Raw genomic sequence first — 16,523 nt, forward strand, 5'->3', positions numbered from 1 at the left:
GGCTCTGTCTGGTTGAACGCGGAAACCGTAGCGGCGGGCCGCTTACGATTCCGCCTTCGCCGGTGCGGCCGGCTTCGCGGTATCCGCGAGCGGCGCGGACGGCGCATCGCCGCCCGTCATCGGGACCATGTGCGGTTTCACCTGCTCGCCCGGCCGCACGCGCTGCGTACCGTTCACGATCACGCGGTCGCCGGCGGACAGGCCGCTCACGATCACGCGCCGGTTGCCGTGCTGCAGGCCCTGCTGCACTTCGCGATACGACACGCGGCCCTGCTGGTCGACGACGAACACGAACTTCTTGTCCTGGTCGGTGTTGATCGCCGCGTCGTCGACGAGCAGTGCCTGGTGCGGCGCGCTGCCGCCCACCTTCACGCGTGCGTAGAGGCCCGGGACGAGCGCGCCGTCCGCGTTGTCGAAACGCGCGCGCACGCGGATCGTGCCGGACGACGTGTCGAGCCGGTTGTCGACCGAGTCGATCTCGCCGCTGCGCGAGTAGCCGGTTTCATTCGCGAGGCCGAGCTCGACCGGCACCTTGCGGCCGTTACGCGCGCCGTTGATGTATTGCAGGTAGGTCTGCTCGTCCGCGTCGAACGATGCGTAGATCGGCGACACCGACACCAGCGTCGTCAGCGGCGCGGCCGATGCACCGGCCGACACGACGTTGCCGAGCGTGATTTCCGCGCGCGACACGCGGCCCGACACAGGTGCGGTGATGCGCGTATAGCCAAGGTTGATGCGCGCCGTTTCCAGCGCGGCTTCGGCGGCCTTCAGGTTCGCGCTCGCCTCGCGCGCGGCGTTCTGCTTCTCGTCGTAATCGCGCTTCGCGATCGCGTTGTCGCCGATCAGCCGCTGCGCCCGCTGCCAGTCGCTCTGCGCGTAGCCGTTGCGGGCCTGCGCGGCGGCGAGCTGCGCGGCCGCGCGGTCGGTTTCGGCCTGATACGGGCGCGGGTCGATCACGAACAGCACGTCGCCCTTCTTCACGAGCGCGCCGTCCTTGAAGTTCACCGCGACGATCGTGCCCGACACCTGCGGGCGCACGTCGACTTTCTCGACCGCCTCGAGGCGGCCCGAATAGCTTTGCCAATCAGTGACGGTCTGCGGCACGACGGTCGCGACGTCGACTTCCGGCAGCGGCGCCGCCGCTTTCTCGGGCGCGTTCGCGTTCACGCGCATCGCGCCGAACGTGCCGAGGCCGACGACGGCGAGCGTCACGATCGCCGCTGTCGCGATTCGGGAACGGGAGGTGCGTAGGATGGCCATGTGGATCTCCAATAAGCGTGGATTGGTGTGGTTATTCGGAACGATTCGGCTGGCGCGCCTGGAAGCGGCACTGGAAGAAGCGCACTGCTTCCTCGAGCGCGGCTTCGTGCATCGCGAGCGCCGCGTGCGTGACGTCCGGGTAGCGGATCACCTGCGTGAGCACGCCCGATGAAATCAGGCAGCCCGCATATTTCTCCGCTTCGACGTGCAGCACGTCGTTCTGCGCGGTGACGACGAGCGTGGGCGGCAGGCCCGCGAGGCGCACCGATTCGAGCGGTGCCGCGTACGGGTGCATGCGCTGCGCCGCCTGCGGCAGATAGGCGCGATAACAGGCCGCGCATTCGCGCGCGGTGATGTCCGACGAAAGGCGTTCGGCGTCGCCGATGCGCGTCATGCTCGGGTCGAGCATCGGCCCGAACAGCGCCTGCGCGGCGATCGACACTTCACCGCGATCGCGCGCGATGAACGCGAGACAGTTCGCGAGCTGGCCGCCCGCGTCGTGCCCCGCGACGCCAATCTTCTTCGGATTGCCGCCGAACGCGCGGGCACGCGTTGCGGCCCATACGGCGGCGCGATACGCATCCTCCGGCGCGGCCGGAAAAGGAAAGGCCGGCGCGAGCGAATAATCGACCGACACTACGAGAGCTGGTAAGCGTTCTGCTAAAAAGCGCGCGGCGAAGTCGGCGTCGTCGAGCGTGCCGCGCACGAAACCGCCGCCGTGGAAATAAAGCACTACTGGCAGCCCGGTCTTGTCCGGGCGGCGGTAGAGGCGCAGAACGATGTCCTGCGCGTAGCCGGGGATTTCCACCTCAGCGACCGTCAATGCCGCGCCGGCTCTGGCTTCGGCAGGCAATGCGGCTTTCAGGAATTTGCTGAATTCAGAAGCGTCCATGACGATGCAGCATCCATTTCGAGATGGAACGAATTCTGGGTCCGGCAGACATCGGGATAAATGCCTATAATCCGGCAACACAATTCAACACCCCCGAACAATCCCAGGCTGCTCCGCCTACAAAGCGGCGCAGCCTTGTTGTTCCGGCGGCAAATTAGATTGCGGAGGTTGTGATGGACCGGCTTCAGGCCATGCAGGTGTTTACGCGCGTCGTCGATACGAGCAGCTTCACCAAGGCAGCAGAAACGCTCAGCCTGCCGCGGGCGTCCGTCACGACGATCATCCAGAATCTCGAAGCATTCCTCGGCGTGCGCCTGATGCACCGGACCACGCGCCGGCTGTCGCTGACGCCTGACGGCGCCGCGTACTACGAACGCTGCGTGCGGATCCTCGCCGATGTCGAGGAAACCGAAGCAAGCTTCCAGAACAACAACCGGAAGCCGCACGGAAAGTTGCGTATCGACATGCCGGGCTCGATCGGGCGGCTGCTCGTGATCCCGTCGCTGTGCGAATTCCACACGCGCTATCCGGACATCGACCTGCAGCTCGGCCTGTCCGACCGACCGGTCGACCTGCTGCAGGAAGGCGTCGACTGCGTGATCCGCGTCGGTGCGCTGCAGGACTCGTCGCTCGTCGCGCGCCGCGTCGGCCTGTTCGAATGCGTGTCGGTCGCGTCGCCCGCGTATCTCGAGAAGCACGGCGAGCCGCAAGCGATCGAGGACCTGAGCGACCACAGGGCCGTCAACTACTTCTCGAGCCGCACGGGCCGCACGATCGACTGGACCTTCCTCACGGACGGCAAGGAAGTCGAGGTCAAGATGAACTCGATCGTGTCGGTCAACGACGCCGATGCGTACGTGACCTGCGGGCTCGAAGGCTTCGGCCTGATCCAGCCGCCGTTGTTCATGGTGCTGCCGCACCTGCGCGACGGCCGGCTCAAGGAAGTGCTGCCCGGCCTGAAACCGCTGCCGATGCCGATCTCGGTCGTGTATCCGCACAGCCGGCACCTGTCGCCGAAGGTGCGCGTGTTCGTCGACTGGATCGCCGAAGTGTTCGACCGCTGCCCGCTGCTGAGCGGCAAGGGCAGCCTCGACGCGACGTGCAGCAAACGCACGTTCGAGGAAGCCGAGCGTGCACCGGCGCTCGACACGCCGGTCATCAACGAGTGGGTCGCGTAATAGCCTGAACCACGGCGCGCGGGCTGTCCGGCCCGCGCGCCGCCCCGCCTTCGTGCCGCTTCGGTGTCACCTTCGTGCCACCTTCCTCGCCGCGCACCTCGCCTTTTCCGAATCCGCATCAGACCTTTGCGCCGCGTGCGGCAATCGTCCGCGCACGTCATCGCGCGAGCGGCGGCATACCGCCGCGAGGCCCGCTGCAGGCGGCTGCGGGCGATTTCGACGTCACCCTGACGACATTGCGAATCGCGATTGTTCCTCGAACACGACAAATCAATTCGCGTCTGCCGCATTTATCGCGTCCGAACAGATACCTAGAGTAAACCCTGTCGCGCACCTCGATGCGCATCGAACAGCCCCGTTTGACGGGGCCGGAGCGAGCGCTCAGGCGCCAACTCCGACCAACACAGGAGTTACGTCATGAACCGCCGCCATCTTCTCTCCGCCGTTGCCCTCGCACTCGCCGTGTCCGCACCGGCCTTCGCCGATACGAACACCCCGCACGCCGGCGACTACGGCAACACGTCGTGGTACACGCAGCACAACAACGGCCCGCGCACGCGCGCCGAAGTGAGCGCCGAAGTCGTGCAGGCTCGCCGCGACGGCACGCTGGCCTGGCTGCGCAAGGCGAATTCGTATCCGCAAGGGCTCGAACTCGCGGAAGGCCCGTATCGCCCGATGCCGGAAAGCAACCAGCTCGCAGGCGGGGGCCGCTAAACGTCGGTCAATGTGCAACGCCGCGCAGCGGATGATCCGCCGCGCGGCGTCGCGATACCGCCGTCGAACACTCGATTAGTCAGTTAGTTGCAGGAGTCTGTGATGAACGATCAACTTCCTTCGCCGCTCGATCATTGGGACGACACCACACCGGTGTGGACGCCGTTCCGTTCCACGCCGCAATCGCATTGACCGTCGCGCCGACGCCTCGTCGACAGCGTCCGGCCGTCAACGGCGCGGCACACCGTCGCGCCATTCGCCCCAGTGCGTGACGATGTCCTGCACGAGCGGGTTGCCGGCGCGATACAGGTTTTCGGTCGCCGGCGCGAAGCCGCCCTGCTCCGCGTAGTTCAGCAGGTTGTCCGCGCTCGTCTGCCCCGCATACGGCCGGTCGAAATCGGAGCCCGTGCGCAGCACCGCGACGCGCGACAGGTCGACCCGCTTCACGCTCGCCGCGCGTTTGAGCGCTTCATACGTCGCGTTGTCTTCCTGCGCGGTCATGCAGTAGGTGCCCTTGCCGTCGGTGAGGATCTTCGTCCACTGACGCGCGCGCTCGCCGATCAGCGTGCCCGAGAACCACGTATTGCCCGATGAGGTGTCGCACTGGATCACCGTCGGCGGCCGGTTCGCCGGCGCATACGTGAACTTCGCGCGCGCGGCCTGGGCCTGCGCGCTGTCGGCAAGCACGACGTTGCGCGACAGCGCATAGGCGGCGTCCGTCAGCTGCGGGTTGAGCTGGAATACTTCGGTGCGATAGTCGAGCGGCGGCTTGTCGTTCGGGCTCTTGGTATTGATGCCGAGAAAGCCGGTGTTCCAGCCGGCCGGAATCTCGCGCGCATCGAGCTCCCACTGCAGGCTGAAGTCGACCAGATATTTCGACCATGCGGCGGAACCGACCGTGCCTTGCGCGGGGTCGACGCCCGCGATGCCCGACACGAGGAAATACGTGCGGCGCAGGTCGAAGCGCTGCGAGAACGTGAGCGCCATGATCGTCGCGGAGGCGTTCGCATAGCCCATGCCGGTCGTCACCACGCACACGTCCTGCTTGTTGCAGTGAACGGCCGGATAATCGGGCGACAGGCCGGGCACGGTGATGTCGCGCCACGGGCCGAGCCGGTCGAGCCATGCCTGGCCTTCCGGACCGAACATCGTGATGATCATGACCTTGACCGGGCGGCCCTGTGCACCGGTCTCGGCGAATGCAGCGTTGCCCGCGTCGTTGCCCTGGTTGTCCTGCGCGATCGACGGCGCGGTCGCACAGGCGGCAAGCGAGAATGCAGCGGCGGAAAGGATGGAGCGAGTCAGCATCGGCGTTCCTTGTTTCGGGGATGTTGGGTGAGAACGGCTCTCGGAGACTGCGCGAGGGAGTATAGAACGCGCATGCGCGAGGAGGAACCCGGCTACGAAACGGGCTGCGGTGTTTGGTCACGCGGTTCTTGCGCGCGTGGTTCGAACGATATCCGACAAAAAATCAGGAATGCCATTCGATTGAGCGACGCGACATTGCCGCTACCGATCGTGACGGACGACGGCACCCGATTCGCTAAAGCTAAACGCGCAGCATCCCCGCGACGCCATAACCGAGCACGACCAGCGCCGCCAGCACATGGCTCGCCACGAGCCATCGCGTCGACTTCACGATGCGCCCGATCGCGCTGCCGCCGAACGCGAACACGAGTTGTCCGACGAGACTGCCGGCAAACACGCACAAGGCGCCGAGCAGCCAGTGCCGATGCGCGCCGGCCGCGGCAGTGGCATAGCCATAGAACAGCAGGATGGTCAGCGGATTCGCGAGCGTGACGAGGAACATCGACGTGAACGGGCGCGTGCCCGGCGCCGGGGCGACGCCATCCAGCGTGCGGCGCCGATCCTTCAACGCCTGCCACAGCATGCGTGCGCCCATTGCGAGCAACACGAGCGCGCCGACGACGCGAAACAGCGGCAGGTACGATGCGAGCGTGCTCGCGAGCAACGCCCCGATCGTGAACGCGACGAGCGCATAGCAGCCGTCGGCCGACGCCACGCCGACCGCCGCGCGAACGCCGCTCGCGATGCCGGCGCGCATCCCGTGGTTCGCGATCATCAGCGCGACGGGCCCGACCGACAGCGCGATCGTCAGCCCGAACAGGAAATCGTTCATCGGTCGTCGATGCCTTCGAGGGAAGGTCTCGATTCTAGCGACCGAAAGCGATCCGCAGTCAGGAAACGCGTCAGGCGACGTCGACGCGCGCGGGGCCGTCCACCATCTCGCCGATCACCGCCGCGCGGTCGAAACCGTCGGCGCGGAAGCACGCGAGCACGTCGTCGACCGCGTCCGGCGCGCACGCGACCAGCAGGCCGCCGGACGTCTGCGGGTCGGTCAGCAGCGCCTGCGCGACCGGCGGCAGCCCGTCGGCGAGCCGCACGTCGGCGCCATACGCGGCCCAGTTGCGGCCCGATGCCCCGGTGAACACGCCGTCGGCGACGAACGCCTCGACGCCCGCCAGCCACGGCAGCGACGCGTAATGCACGCGCGCGGTGAGGTGCGCGCCGCGCGCCAGTTCGAGTGTGTGGCCGAGCAGCCCGAAGCCCGTGACGTCGGTCAGCGCATGCACGCCCGGCAGCGCGGCAAGTTCGGTGCCCGGCCGATTCAGCTTGGTGGTCGTCGCAACCATCTGCGCGTAGCCCGCGTCGTCGAGCTGGTTCTTCTTCAGCGCGGCCGACAGCACGCCGACGCCGAGCGGCTTGCCGAGCACGAGCACGTCGCCCGCGCGCGCGGCCGCGTTACGCTTCACGCGCGACGGATGCACGACACCGATCGCCGCGAGCCCGTAGATCGGCTCGACCGAATCGATCGAGTGGCCGCCCGCGACCGGAATACCGGCATCCGCGCACACCGATTCGCCGCCGCGCAGCACGGCTGCGATCGTCTCGTGCGGCAGCACGTTGATCGGCATCCCGACCAGCGCGAGCGCGAGAATCGGCTTGCCGCCCATCGCGTAGACGTCGGACAGCGCGTTGGTTGCCGCGATGCGGCCGAAGTCGAACGGGTCGTCGACGATCGGCATGAAGAAGTCCGTGGTCGCGACGATCGCCTGTTCGTCGTTCAGCCGGTAGACGGCCGCGTCGTCGGAGGTCTCGGTGCCGACCAGCAGGTCCGGGAACAGCGCTGGCGGCGTGGCCCGCTTCAGCAGTTCGGACAGCACGCCCGGCGCGATCTTGCAGCCGCAGCCGCCGCCGTGGGACAGGCTCGTGAGGCGCGGAACAGCGGGCGGGGTGAGGGTGGCTTCGGTCATCGTCGGCATCCGGTGAATAACAACGCTCCATTATCGACAATTCCGCGCGAGCGCGCCGGATACCCACATAATTGATGGCGCTCGCCGCTCCCCCTCCCGTCCGCACCTTCGTTCATGGATCACCTGTTCATCGGCCTCGTGCTGTGCTCCGCGTTGCTGCACGCGATCTGGAATGCCTTCCTCCACGTCAGCGAAGACCGGCTCGTCCAGCTCGGCACGATGTCGCTGCCGTATCTCGCGTTCGGCATCGCAGGCGCCGTGCTGCTGCCCGCGCCGGCGCCCGCCGCCTGGCCGTATGTCGCGGCGTCGGCGGTGCTCGAGGTCGCGTACTGCTTCACGCTGGCGCGTGCGTACCGCAACGGCGAGTTCGGGCAGATCTATCCGATCGCGCGCGGGATCTCGCCGCTGCTCGTGTCGGTGCTGGCGCTCGCGATGCTGCACGAGCGGCCGACGCCGTTCGGCTTCGCGGGCATCGCGCTCGTGTCGTTCGGCATCATGTCGCTCGCGCTGCGGCGCGGCTTCCGGTTCTCCGGCGAAGGCGTGCCGTACGCGCTGCTCACGGGTGTGTTCATCGCCGCGTATTCGATCTGCGACGGGATCGGCTCGCGCGTGTCCGGCAGCGCGCTCGGCTACATCGCATGGGTGTACCTGCTGTGGAGCGTGCCGCAGCTCGTGCTCGTCTGCGTGCTGCGCGGCGGCCCGCGCGCGGTGCTCGGCTCGCGCACCGCCCTCACGCAGGGCGCGATCGCCGGCACGATCTCGCTCGCCGCGTATGCGATCGTGATCCTCGCGTACCGGCACCTGCCGGTCGCGACGGTGTCGGCGCTGCGCGAGACGAGCTCGATCTTCGCGGTCGCGATCGGCTGGTTCGTGATGCGCGAGCGGCCCGGTGCGCAGCGGCTTGCCGCATGCGCGCTGGTGGTCGCGGGCGCGGCGTTGATTCGGCTTTGACGTGCGGCAACGACGGGCCGGTACGGTGGAGACACTCATTGGCCAATCTGCCGACGCCCCGCCCCGCAGCACGCGCATGCCGCCGTCCCGTTCTCGTCAGACCGTCGCGACGACCTGGTCGAACGCCCGCTCGTCGATCGCCTCGGCCAGCGTCGCGAACGCCGTCGCGATCTCGTCCTCCGGCACGCACGCATAACCGAGCAGCAAGCCCGATGCCGCACGTTCGCGCTGCGCGTAATAACCGGACAACGGCCGCACGACGATGTTGCGTTCGAGCGCGGCCTGCGCGACCGCGCGATCGTCGACACCGTCCGGCAGCCGCGTGACGAGATGCAGCCCCGCGTCGCTGCCGAGCGCCTGAAGCGTGTCGCCGTAGCGGCGCGCGACCGCGTCGAGCAGCACCTCGCGGCGCTGCCCGTACAACGTGCGCATCTTGCGGATATGCGACACGAAGTGCCCTTCCGCGATGAACTCCGCGAGCACCGCCTGCTGCAGCAGCTGACCTTCGCGATACAGCTCGGCGCTCGCGGTCGCGAAGCTCTCCGCGAGCGGCTCCGGCGCGACGAGATACCCGACCCGCAGCCCCGGGAACAGCGTCTTGCCGAAGCTGCCGACGTAGATCACCTGCCCGGCCGTATCGAGCCCCTGCAGCGACGCGAGCGGGCGGCTGCCGTAACGGAATTCGCTGTCGTAGTCGTCCTCGATGATCCAGCAGCCGTGCTGGCGCGCGTATTCGAGCAGCATCCGGCGCCGCGCGAGGCTCATCACCATCCCGAGCGGATACTGGTGCGACGGCGTGACGAGCATCAGCTTCGGCGGCTCCGCGAGATCGGCGGCCGACGGCGCGATCCCTTCGTCGTCGACCGGAATCGGCCGCGTGGTGAGCCCCGACACGTTCAGCACGCTGCGCACGCCCCAGTAGCACGGGTCCTCGGTCCAGATCGCGTCGCCCGGATCGGTCAGCAGCCGCACCGCGAGATCGATCGACTGGTGGATCCCGGTCGTGATCACGATCTGCTCGGGCGTGCAGCGCACCGAGCGCGACGTGCGCAGGTAGTCGGCCAGCGCCTCGCGCAACAGCGCGAGCCCGCCGCCCGGCGCGTAGGTCAGCAGATCCGGGCGCAGGCGCCGCCAATACTTGTTGTGCAGCCGCGTCCACACGCGCGCCGGAAAGCGCGACACATCGGGCACGCCCGGCATGAACGCGCCGCCCTGGCGCTTCGACACGCCCGCGCCTTCGACGAGCCGCGTGCCGCGCGAGGACAGCCGGCGCGCGGAAGAAGGCGCCACCGCCGGCCCGGCACCCGCGTCTGCCGGCGCGCCGACGATCTCGTCCGGCGCGCTGTCGGCGACGAACGTGCCGCGCCCCGTCGCCGAGTTCACATAGCCTTCGAGCGCAAGCTGTTCGTAAACCTGCGTAACCGTGTTGCGGGCGATCCCCAGCTCGGCCGCGAGCAGCCGCGACGACGGCACGCGCGTGCCGGCCGGCAGTTCGCGCGACAGGATCGCCTGCTGCAGCAGCCGGTGCAGCTGCCGGTAGATCGGCTGTTCGCCGCCGCGCACGAGGCGCTGCGCCAGCCAGTCCGACAACACGCTTGCGCGCATGATTGGCTCCTGAATATTTATTGAAATGGCTCTGATTGCCAGAGCCAAATGTGATTATAGTCGCCTCCATGGGCTGCCAACGCGGCCGTTTTTTATCCCACCGGACATAACATCAAGGAGATGACCGTGAAGAATGCCGACCTGCAGGCCCGCAAGAACGCCGCCACCCCGCGCGGCGTCGGCGTGATGTGCGATTTCTACGCAGCCCGCGCCGAAAACGCGGAGCTGTGGGATGTCGAAGGCCGCCGCTTCATCGATTTCGCCGCCGGCATCGCGGTGCTGAACACGGGCCACCGCCACCCGAAGATCGTCAAGGCGATCGCGGATCAGCTGAACAGCTTCACGCACACCGCTTACCAGATCGTCCCGTACGCGTCGTACGTCGAGCTGGCCGAAAAGATCAACGCGCGCGCACCGGGCGACTTCCCGAAGAAGACCGCGTTCTTCACGACCGGCGCCGAAGCCGTCGAAAACGCGATCAAGATCGCGCGCGCGGCGACCGGCCGTCCGGGCGTCATCGCGTTCTCGGGCGGCTTCCACGGCCGCACGATGATGGGCATGGCGCTGACCGGCAAGGTCGCCCCGTACAAGCTGAACTTCGGTCCGTTCCCGGGCGACGTGTTCCACGCACCGTACCCGAACGCGCTGCACGGCGTGACGACGGCCGACTCGATCAAGGCGATCGAGATGCTGTTCAAGGCCGACATCGATCCGAAGCGCGTCGCCGCGATCATCTTCGAACCGGTCCAGGGTGAAGGTGGCTTCAACCCGGCGCCGGCTGAGTTCGTGCGCGCGCTGCGCAAGATCTGTAACGAGCACGGCATCCTGCTGATCGCCGACGAAGTCCAGACGGGCTTCGCGCGTACCGGCAAGCTGTTCGCGATGCAGCACTACGACGTGCTGGCCGACCTGATCACGATGGCGAAGAGCCTCGCGGGCGGCATGCCGCTGTCGGGCGTCGTCGGCCGTGCCGACGTGATGGACGCGGCAGCCCCCGGCGGCCTCGGCGGCACGTACGCGGGCAACCCGCTGGCCGTCGCCTCGGCGCATGCGGTGCTCGAGATCATCGACGAAGAGAAGCTGTGCGAGCGCGCGACGCAGCTCGGCGACGTGCTGAAGGCGAAGCTGAATTCGCTGCAGGCCGACGTGCCGCAGATCGCCGACGTGCGCGGCCCGGGCGCGATGATCGCGGTCGAGTTCCTGAAGCCGGGTTCGGGCGAGCCGGACGCGGAATTCACGAAGCGCGTGCAGGCGCGTGCGCTTGAGCGGGGGCTGCTGCTGCTCGTGTGCGGCGTGTACTCGAACGTCGTGCGCTTCCTGTTCCCGCTGACGATCCCGCAGGCCGTGTTCGACGAAGCGCTCGTGATCCTCGAGGAAGTGCTGAAGGAAACGGTCGGCGTGCCGGCCTGAGTGCCCGTCCGCTTCAACTGAACGTGCCGCCGCCGTCGTGAAGACGGCGGCGGTCGTTTTCATCCGTCCTTATCCGTCCTTTTCAAAGCAGGCGAAGCATATGAGCACTGTTCAGGAAACCCTGGCACTGAAAGACCCGTCGCTGTTCCGTCAGCAGGCGTACGTCAACGGCGAATGGCAAGGCGCGGCGAACGGCGAGTCGTTCGAGGTCCGCAACCCGGCAACCGGCGGCCTGCTCGGCACCGTGCCGGCGATGGGCGCGGCCGAGACGCGTCACGCGATCGAAGCCGCGAACGCCGCATGGCCGGCATGGCGCAAGAAGACCGCGAAGGAACGCGCGGCGATCCTGCGCAAGTGGCACGACCTGATGATGGAAAACGCCGACGACCTCGCGCTGATCCTGACCACCGAGCAGGGCAAGTCGCTGGCCGAAGCGAAAGGCGAGATCGGCTACGCGGCATCGTTCCTCGAGTGGTTCGCGGAGGAAGGCAAGCGCGTGTACGGCGACACGATCCCGACGCCGGCGAGCGACAAGCGCATCGTCGTGACGAAGGAAGCGATCGGCGTGTGCGCGGCGATCACGCCGTGGAACTTCCCGGCGGCAATGATCACCCGCAAGGTCGGCCCGGCGCTCGCGGCAGGCTGCCCGATCGTCGTGAAGCCGGCGGAAGCCACGCCGTTCTCGGCGCTCGCGATGGCCGTGCTGGCCGAGCGCGCGGGCGTGCCGGCCGGGGTGTTCAGCGTCGTCACGGGCGACCCGAAGGCGATCGGCGGCGAACTGACGTCGAACCCGATCGTGCGCAAGCTGTCGTTTACCGGCTCGACGCCGGTCGGCCGCCTGCTGATGTCGCAATGCGCGGCGACGGTCAAGAAGGTGTCGCTGGAGCTCGGCGGCAACGCACCGTTCATCGTGTTCGACGACGCCGATCTCGATGCGGCCGTGCAGGGCGCGATCGCGTCGAAGTACCGCAACAGCGGCCAGACGTGCGTGTGCACGAACCGCTTCTACGTGCATGAAGCCGTGTACGACCAGTTCGCGCAGAAGCTCGCGGCGGCGGTAGGCCAGCTGAAGGTCGGTCGCGGCACGGAGCCGGGCGTCACGCAAGGCCCGCTGATCAACGAAGCGGCCGTGCTGAAGGTCGAGGCGCACATCGAGGACGCGCTCGCGAAGGGCGCGACCGTCGTGACGGGCGGCAAGCGCCACGCGCTCGGCCACGGCTTCTTCGAGCCGACCGTGCTGACGGGCGTCACGCCGGCGATGAAGGTCGCGAAGGAAGAGACGTTCGGGCCGCTCGCGCCGCTGTTCAAGTTCGGCAGCGACGACGAGGTGATCCGCCTCGCGAACGACACCGAGTTCGGTCTCGCCGCGTATTTCTACAGCCGCGACATCGGCCGCGTGTGGAAGGTCGCCGAGGCGCTCGAATACGGGATGGTCGGCGTCAACACGGGCCTGATCTCGAATGAAGTCGCGCCGTTCGGCGGCGTCAAGCAGTCCGGCCTCGGCCGCGAAGGCTCGCACTACGGCATCGACGACTACGTCGTGATCAAGTACCTCTGTCTCGCCGTCTGACGGTTCAGGGCCGGTCGCGTCCGTGACCGGCCCTGACCGCCCGGCCGGAGCCGGGCGGTCACGACGCGGGCCGGCGCCCCCTCTCCGCCGCGCCCGCGTCACCTCCCTCCGCCGCCTTCAACGAAACACGTTCACCGCATCGACGAGTCGCGTCGCCTGCTGCTTCAGACTTTCCGACGCCGCCGCGCTCTGCTCGACCAGCGCCGCGTTCTGCTGCGTGATGTTGTCCAGATGCACGACCGCCTGATCGACCTGCGCGACGCCCGTGCTCTGCTCGGCCGTCGACGAACTGATCTCCGCGATCAGGTCCGACACACGCTTCACCTGCGTGACGATGTCCTCCATCGTCCTGCCCGCGCCGTCGACGATCCGTGCGCCCGATTCGACCCGCTCGACGCTCGCGCCGATCAGCGTCTTGATCTCCTTTGCCGCGTTCGCGCTGCGCTGCGCGAGCGCCCGCACCTCGCCGGCGACCACTGCGAAGCCTCGCCCCTGATCGCCCGCGCGCGCCGCCTCGACCGCCGCGTTCAGCGCGAGGATGTTGGTCTGGAACGCGATGCCGTCGATCACGCCGATGATGTCGGAAATCTTGCGTGAACTGGCCGTGATGTCGTTCATCGTCGTCACGACCTCGCTCACCGCCTGCCCGCCTCGCTCGGCCGCCTCGCTCGCGGAAACCGACAACTGGTTGGCCTGCAGCGCCGTCTCCGCATTGCTCGACACCGTGGCCGTCATCTCGGCCATCGACGCGGCCGTCTGCTGCACGCTGGTCGACGCCTGCTCGGTGCGCGCGCTCAGGTCGTTGTTGCCCTGCGCGATCTCGTTGCTCGCGCGCTGCACGTTGTGCACCTGCTCGCTGACGTCGTCGACGAGCCAGCGGAACATCAGCCCGAGCTGGTTGATCGTGCGCAGCGTCATGCCGATCTCGTCGACGCGGTTCATCGCCACGCCGGTACGGCTCTCGCCGGACGCGACGCGCAACGCCTGGTCGCGCAGCTGCATCAGTGGACGCGCGATCTGCGCATCGAGCCACAGGCCAGCGGCCACCGACACGCCGGCCGTCGCGGCGGCAAACGCCGCGAGCCCGCCGCCGGTCAACCCGCATGCCCAGCCCGCGCCGACGACGGCCGGCGCCAGCACGCACAGCGTCGAATGCAGCCGCGCGCGCACCGACATCGTCTGGAACAGCGACGCGACGCGCATCAACCCGGTCCGGACGATCAGCCCCTTGTGGAACCGGCGATTGCCCGCCTTGCCTTCGCGGAATGCGCGATACAGCGCGTCGGCCGCGGCGATCTCGTCGCGCGACGCCTTCGTGCGCACCGACATGTAGCCGGTCGGCTGCCCGTTGCGCATCACCGGCACCGTATTCGAACGGACCCAGTAGTGATCGCCGTTCTTGCGGCGATTCTTAACAAGCGCGGTCCACGGTTCGCCGTTCTTCAGCGTCGCCCACATGTCGGCGAACGCCTCCTTCGGCATATCCGGGTGCCGCACGACGTTGTGCGGCTGGCCTTCGATCTCCTCGGGGGAAAATCCGCTGACCTGGATGAACGCGGCATTCGCGTATTTGATGTAACTGTCCGCGTCGGTGGTCGACATCAGCGTCGCGTCATCGGGGAATTCGAATTCGCGTTGCGTGACAGGCTGGTTATTGCGCATGGTGTGGAGTTCCCGGTTGCGGATCTTGCGTCCGCTTGTGAATTGGATCGAGACCGTACGCATCGCGGTCGTCCCGCATGCGTTCGATCACACTCCTGCGCTTTCGGCAAATCTGCCGAAAACATTATGCCGACCACGGGTAAATATGCATTAATTTCGCACCATCTTGATTCAGCCGAAAATTTTGTTTACAGGTGAATCAAAAAAACCGTCTTATCAAATACTTGGCCACTAATTGTCTGATTAATGTAAACATATCCTCCGCCCGGATCAGCGAATAAATCCGGGCCCGGAAATGAGAATTCTTCTCGTTCTATATATATTCGAATCGAATCGGAACGCCGGGATTTAACCAGCTCGCCGCGACGGAACGCGCAGGCGCCCGCCCCCGTCGATTATCGAAACACGTTCACCGCATCGACGAGTCGCGTCGCCTGCTGCTTCAGGCTTTCCGACGCCGCCGCGCTCTGCTCGACCAGCGCCGCGTTCTGCTGCGTGATGTTGTCCAGATGCACGACCGCCTGATCGACCTGCGCGACGCCCGTGCTCTGCTCGGCCGTCGACGAGCTGATCTCCGCGATCAGGTCCGACACACGCTTCACCTGCGTGACGATGTCCTCCATCGTCCTGCCCGCATCGTCGACCCGCCGCGCGCCCGACTCGACCCGCTCGACGCTCGCGCCGATCAGCGTCTTGATCTCCTTCGCCGCGTTCGCGCTGCGCTGCGCGAGCGCCCGCACTTCGCCCGCGACCACCGCGAAGCCTCGCCCCTGTTCGCCCGCGCGCGCCGCCTCGACCGCCGCGTTCAGCGCGAGGATGTTGGTCTGGAACGCGATGCCGTCGATCACGCCGATGATGTCGGAAATCTTGCGCGAACTCGCCGTGATGTCGTGCATCGTCGTCACGACCTCGCTCACCGCCTGCCCGCCTCGCTCGGCCGCTTCGCTCGCGGACACGGCGAGCTGGTTCGCCTGCAGCGCGGTCTCGGCATTGCTGTCGACGGTGGCCGTCATCTCGGCCATCGACGCGGCGGTTTCCTGCACGCTCGACGCCGCCTGCTCGGTACGCGCGCTCAGGTCGTTGTTGCCCTGCGCGATCTCGTTGCTCGCGCGCTGCACGTTGTGCACCTGCTCGCTGACGTCGTCGACGAGCCAGCGGAACATCAGCCCGAGCTGGTTGATCGTGCGCAGCGTCATGCCAATCTCGTCGACGCGGTTCATCCGCACGCCGCGGCGGCTTTCGCCGGTCGCGACGTTCAGCGCCTGGTCGTGCAGCCGTTTCAGCGGACGCACGATCTGCGCATCGAGCCACAGGCCAGCGGCCACCGACACGCCGGCCGTCGCGGCGGCAAACGCCGCGAGCCCGCCGCCGGCCAGCCCGCATGCCCAGCCCGCGCCAACGACGGCCGGCGCCAGCACGCACAGCGTCGAATGCACGCGCGCGCGCACCGACATCGTCTGCGGCAGCGACAGGATCCGCATCAACCCGGTCCGGACGATCAGCCCTCTGTGGAACCGGCGATTGCCCGCCTTGCCTTCGCGGAACGCGCGATACAACGCGTCGGCCGCGGCGATCTCGTCGCGCGGCGCCTTGGTGCGCACCGACAGGTAGCCGCGCGGCACGCCGTCGCGCATCACCGGCACCGCGTTCGCGCGCACCCAGTAGTGGTCGCCGTTCCTGCGGCGGTTCTTCACGAGTGCGGTCCACGGTTCGCCGTTTTTCAGCGTCGCCCACATGTCGGCGAACGCCTCCTTCGGCATATCCGGGTGCCGCACGACGTTGTGCGGCTGACCGACGAGTTCGTCGTTCGAGAAGCCGCTCACGTATTCGAACGTCGTGTTCGCGTACGTGATGATGCTGTCGGGATCAGTGGTCGACATCAGCGTGACGTCATCGGGAAATTCGAATTCTTGTTGGGTAACAGGTTGGTTGTTGCGCATGCAAGGCTCCGAAAGGCGGATCCGTCTGCGGGATCCGCGCGGCGCGAAAATCACGCTCAGTAGCCG

At 67.4% G+C, this 16,523-nt stretch carries 13 protein-coding genes; 5 read left to right on the plus strand and 8 right to left on the minus strand.

All coding sequences use genetic code 11. The features are described 5' to 3' along the window. Positions 1-42: 42 nt before the first annotated feature. The gene (gene ceoA, locus BTE28158_RS09840; protein WP_151048079.1) at positions 43-1,260 is read right to left on the minus strand and encodes a multidrug efflux RND transporter periplasmic adaptor subunit CeoA; all 1,218 of its coding nucleotides are present in this window, start codon (positions 1,258-1,260) and stop codon (positions 43-45) included. Between the two features lie 31 nt (positions 1,261-1,291). Further along, positions 1,292-2,152 (minus strand): alpha/beta hydrolase, encoded by an 861-nt coding sequence (locus BTE28158_RS09845; RefSeq protein WP_059599086.1) that lies wholly within the window; start codon positions 2,150-2,152, stop codon positions 1,292-1,294. A 173-nt stretch (positions 2,153-2,325) separates the two neighbouring features. On the opposite strand from BTE28158_RS09845, the gene ceoR reads away from it, so the two are divergent. Both ceoR and BTE28158_RS09855 read left to right on the plus strand, forming a co-directional pair. Further along, on the plus strand, positions 2,326-3,330 hold the full coding sequence (ceoR, locus tag BTE28158_RS09850; RefSeq protein WP_124624250.1) for a putative multidrug efflux transcriptional regulator CeoR: 1,005 nt from the start codon (positions 2,326-2,328) through the stop codon (positions 3,328-3,330). A gap of 417 nt (positions 3,331-3,747) precedes the next feature. Continuing rightward, the gene (locus BTE28158_RS09855; RefSeq protein WP_151048080.1) at positions 3,748-4,044 is read left to right on the plus strand and encodes a DUF4148 domain-containing protein; all 297 of its coding nucleotides are present in this window, start codon (positions 3,748-3,750) and stop codon (positions 4,042-4,044) included. A gap of 228 nt (positions 4,045-4,272) precedes the next feature. Here the strand turns inward: BTE28158_RS09855 and BTE28158_RS09860 are convergent, their stop codons facing one another. From BTE28158_RS09860 to selD, 3 genes are all read right to left on the minus strand, one after another. After that, positions 4,273-5,352, minus strand: a complete 1,080-nt coding sequence (locus tag BTE28158_RS09860) for a purine-nucleoside phosphorylase (protein ID WP_151048081.1) — start codon at positions 5,350-5,352, stop codon at positions 4,273-4,275. Between the two features lie 241 nt (positions 5,353-5,593). Continuing rightward, positions 5,594-6,184 carry a LysE family translocator gene (locus tag BTE28158_RS09865; RefSeq protein ID WP_151048082.1) on the minus strand — a complete coding sequence of 197 codons (591 nt, stop codon included), beginning with the start codon at positions 6,182-6,184 and terminating at the stop codon, positions 5,594-5,596. A gap of 70 nt (positions 6,185-6,254) precedes the next feature. Then, a complete protein-coding gene (selD, locus tag BTE28158_RS09870) occupies positions 6,255-7,319 on the minus strand; it encodes a selenide, water dikinase SelD (RefSeq protein WP_082728817.1) in 1,065 nt (354 codons plus the stop codon). Between the two features lie 114 nt (positions 7,320-7,433). Between selD and BTE28158_RS09875 the strand changes: the two genes are divergently transcribed. Beyond that, positions 7,434-8,270 (plus strand): EamA family transporter, encoded by an 837-nt coding sequence (locus BTE28158_RS09875; protein WP_151048083.1) that lies wholly within the window; start codon positions 7,434-7,436, stop codon positions 8,268-8,270. 96 nt (positions 8,271-8,366) lie between these two features. On the opposite strand, the gene pdxR is transcribed toward BTE28158_RS09875, so the two are convergent. Beyond that, complete coding sequence (gene pdxR / locus BTE28158_RS09880; protein ID WP_059599079.1) at positions 8,367-9,875, minus strand: MocR-like pyridoxine biosynthesis transcription factor PdxR; 1,509 nt, start codon at positions 9,873-9,875, stop codon at positions 8,367-8,369. A gap of 126 nt (positions 9,876-10,001) precedes the next feature. Between pdxR and BTE28158_RS09885 the strand changes: the two genes are divergently transcribed. Together BTE28158_RS09885 and gabD are read left to right on the plus strand one after the other, a co-directional pair. After that, a complete protein-coding gene (locus BTE28158_RS09885) occupies positions 10,002-11,285 on the plus strand; it encodes a 4-aminobutyrate--2-oxoglutarate transaminase (protein WP_124624267.1) in 1,284 nt (427 codons plus the stop codon). A gap of 100 nt (positions 11,286-11,385) precedes the next feature. Further along, the gene (gabD, locus tag BTE28158_RS09890; RefSeq protein ID WP_059449015.1) at positions 11,386-12,855 is read left to right on the plus strand and encodes an NADP-dependent succinate-semialdehyde dehydrogenase; all 1,470 of its coding nucleotides are present in this window, start codon (positions 11,386-11,388) and stop codon (positions 12,853-12,855) included. A gap of 117 nt (positions 12,856-12,972) precedes the next feature. On the opposite strand, the gene BTE28158_RS09895 is transcribed toward gabD, so the two are convergent. Both BTE28158_RS09895 and BTE28158_RS09900 read right to left on the minus strand, forming a co-directional pair. Beyond that, positions 12,973-14,517 (minus strand): methyl-accepting chemotaxis protein, encoded by a 1,545-nt coding sequence (locus BTE28158_RS09895; protein WP_151048084.1) that lies wholly within the window; start codon positions 14,515-14,517, stop codon positions 12,973-12,975. 395 nt (positions 14,518-14,912) lie between these two features. Then, the gene (locus BTE28158_RS09900) at positions 14,913-16,457 is read right to left on the minus strand and encodes a methyl-accepting chemotaxis protein (RefSeq protein WP_174919834.1); all 1,545 of its coding nucleotides are present in this window, start codon (positions 16,455-16,457) and stop codon (positions 14,913-14,915) included. Positions 16,458-16,523 lie beyond the last annotated feature (66 nt).

Source organism: Burkholderia diffusa, from assembly GCF_902499115.1.
GTDB lineage: Bacteria > Pseudomonadota > Gammaproteobacteria > Burkholderiales > Burkholderiaceae > Burkholderia > Burkholderia diffusa.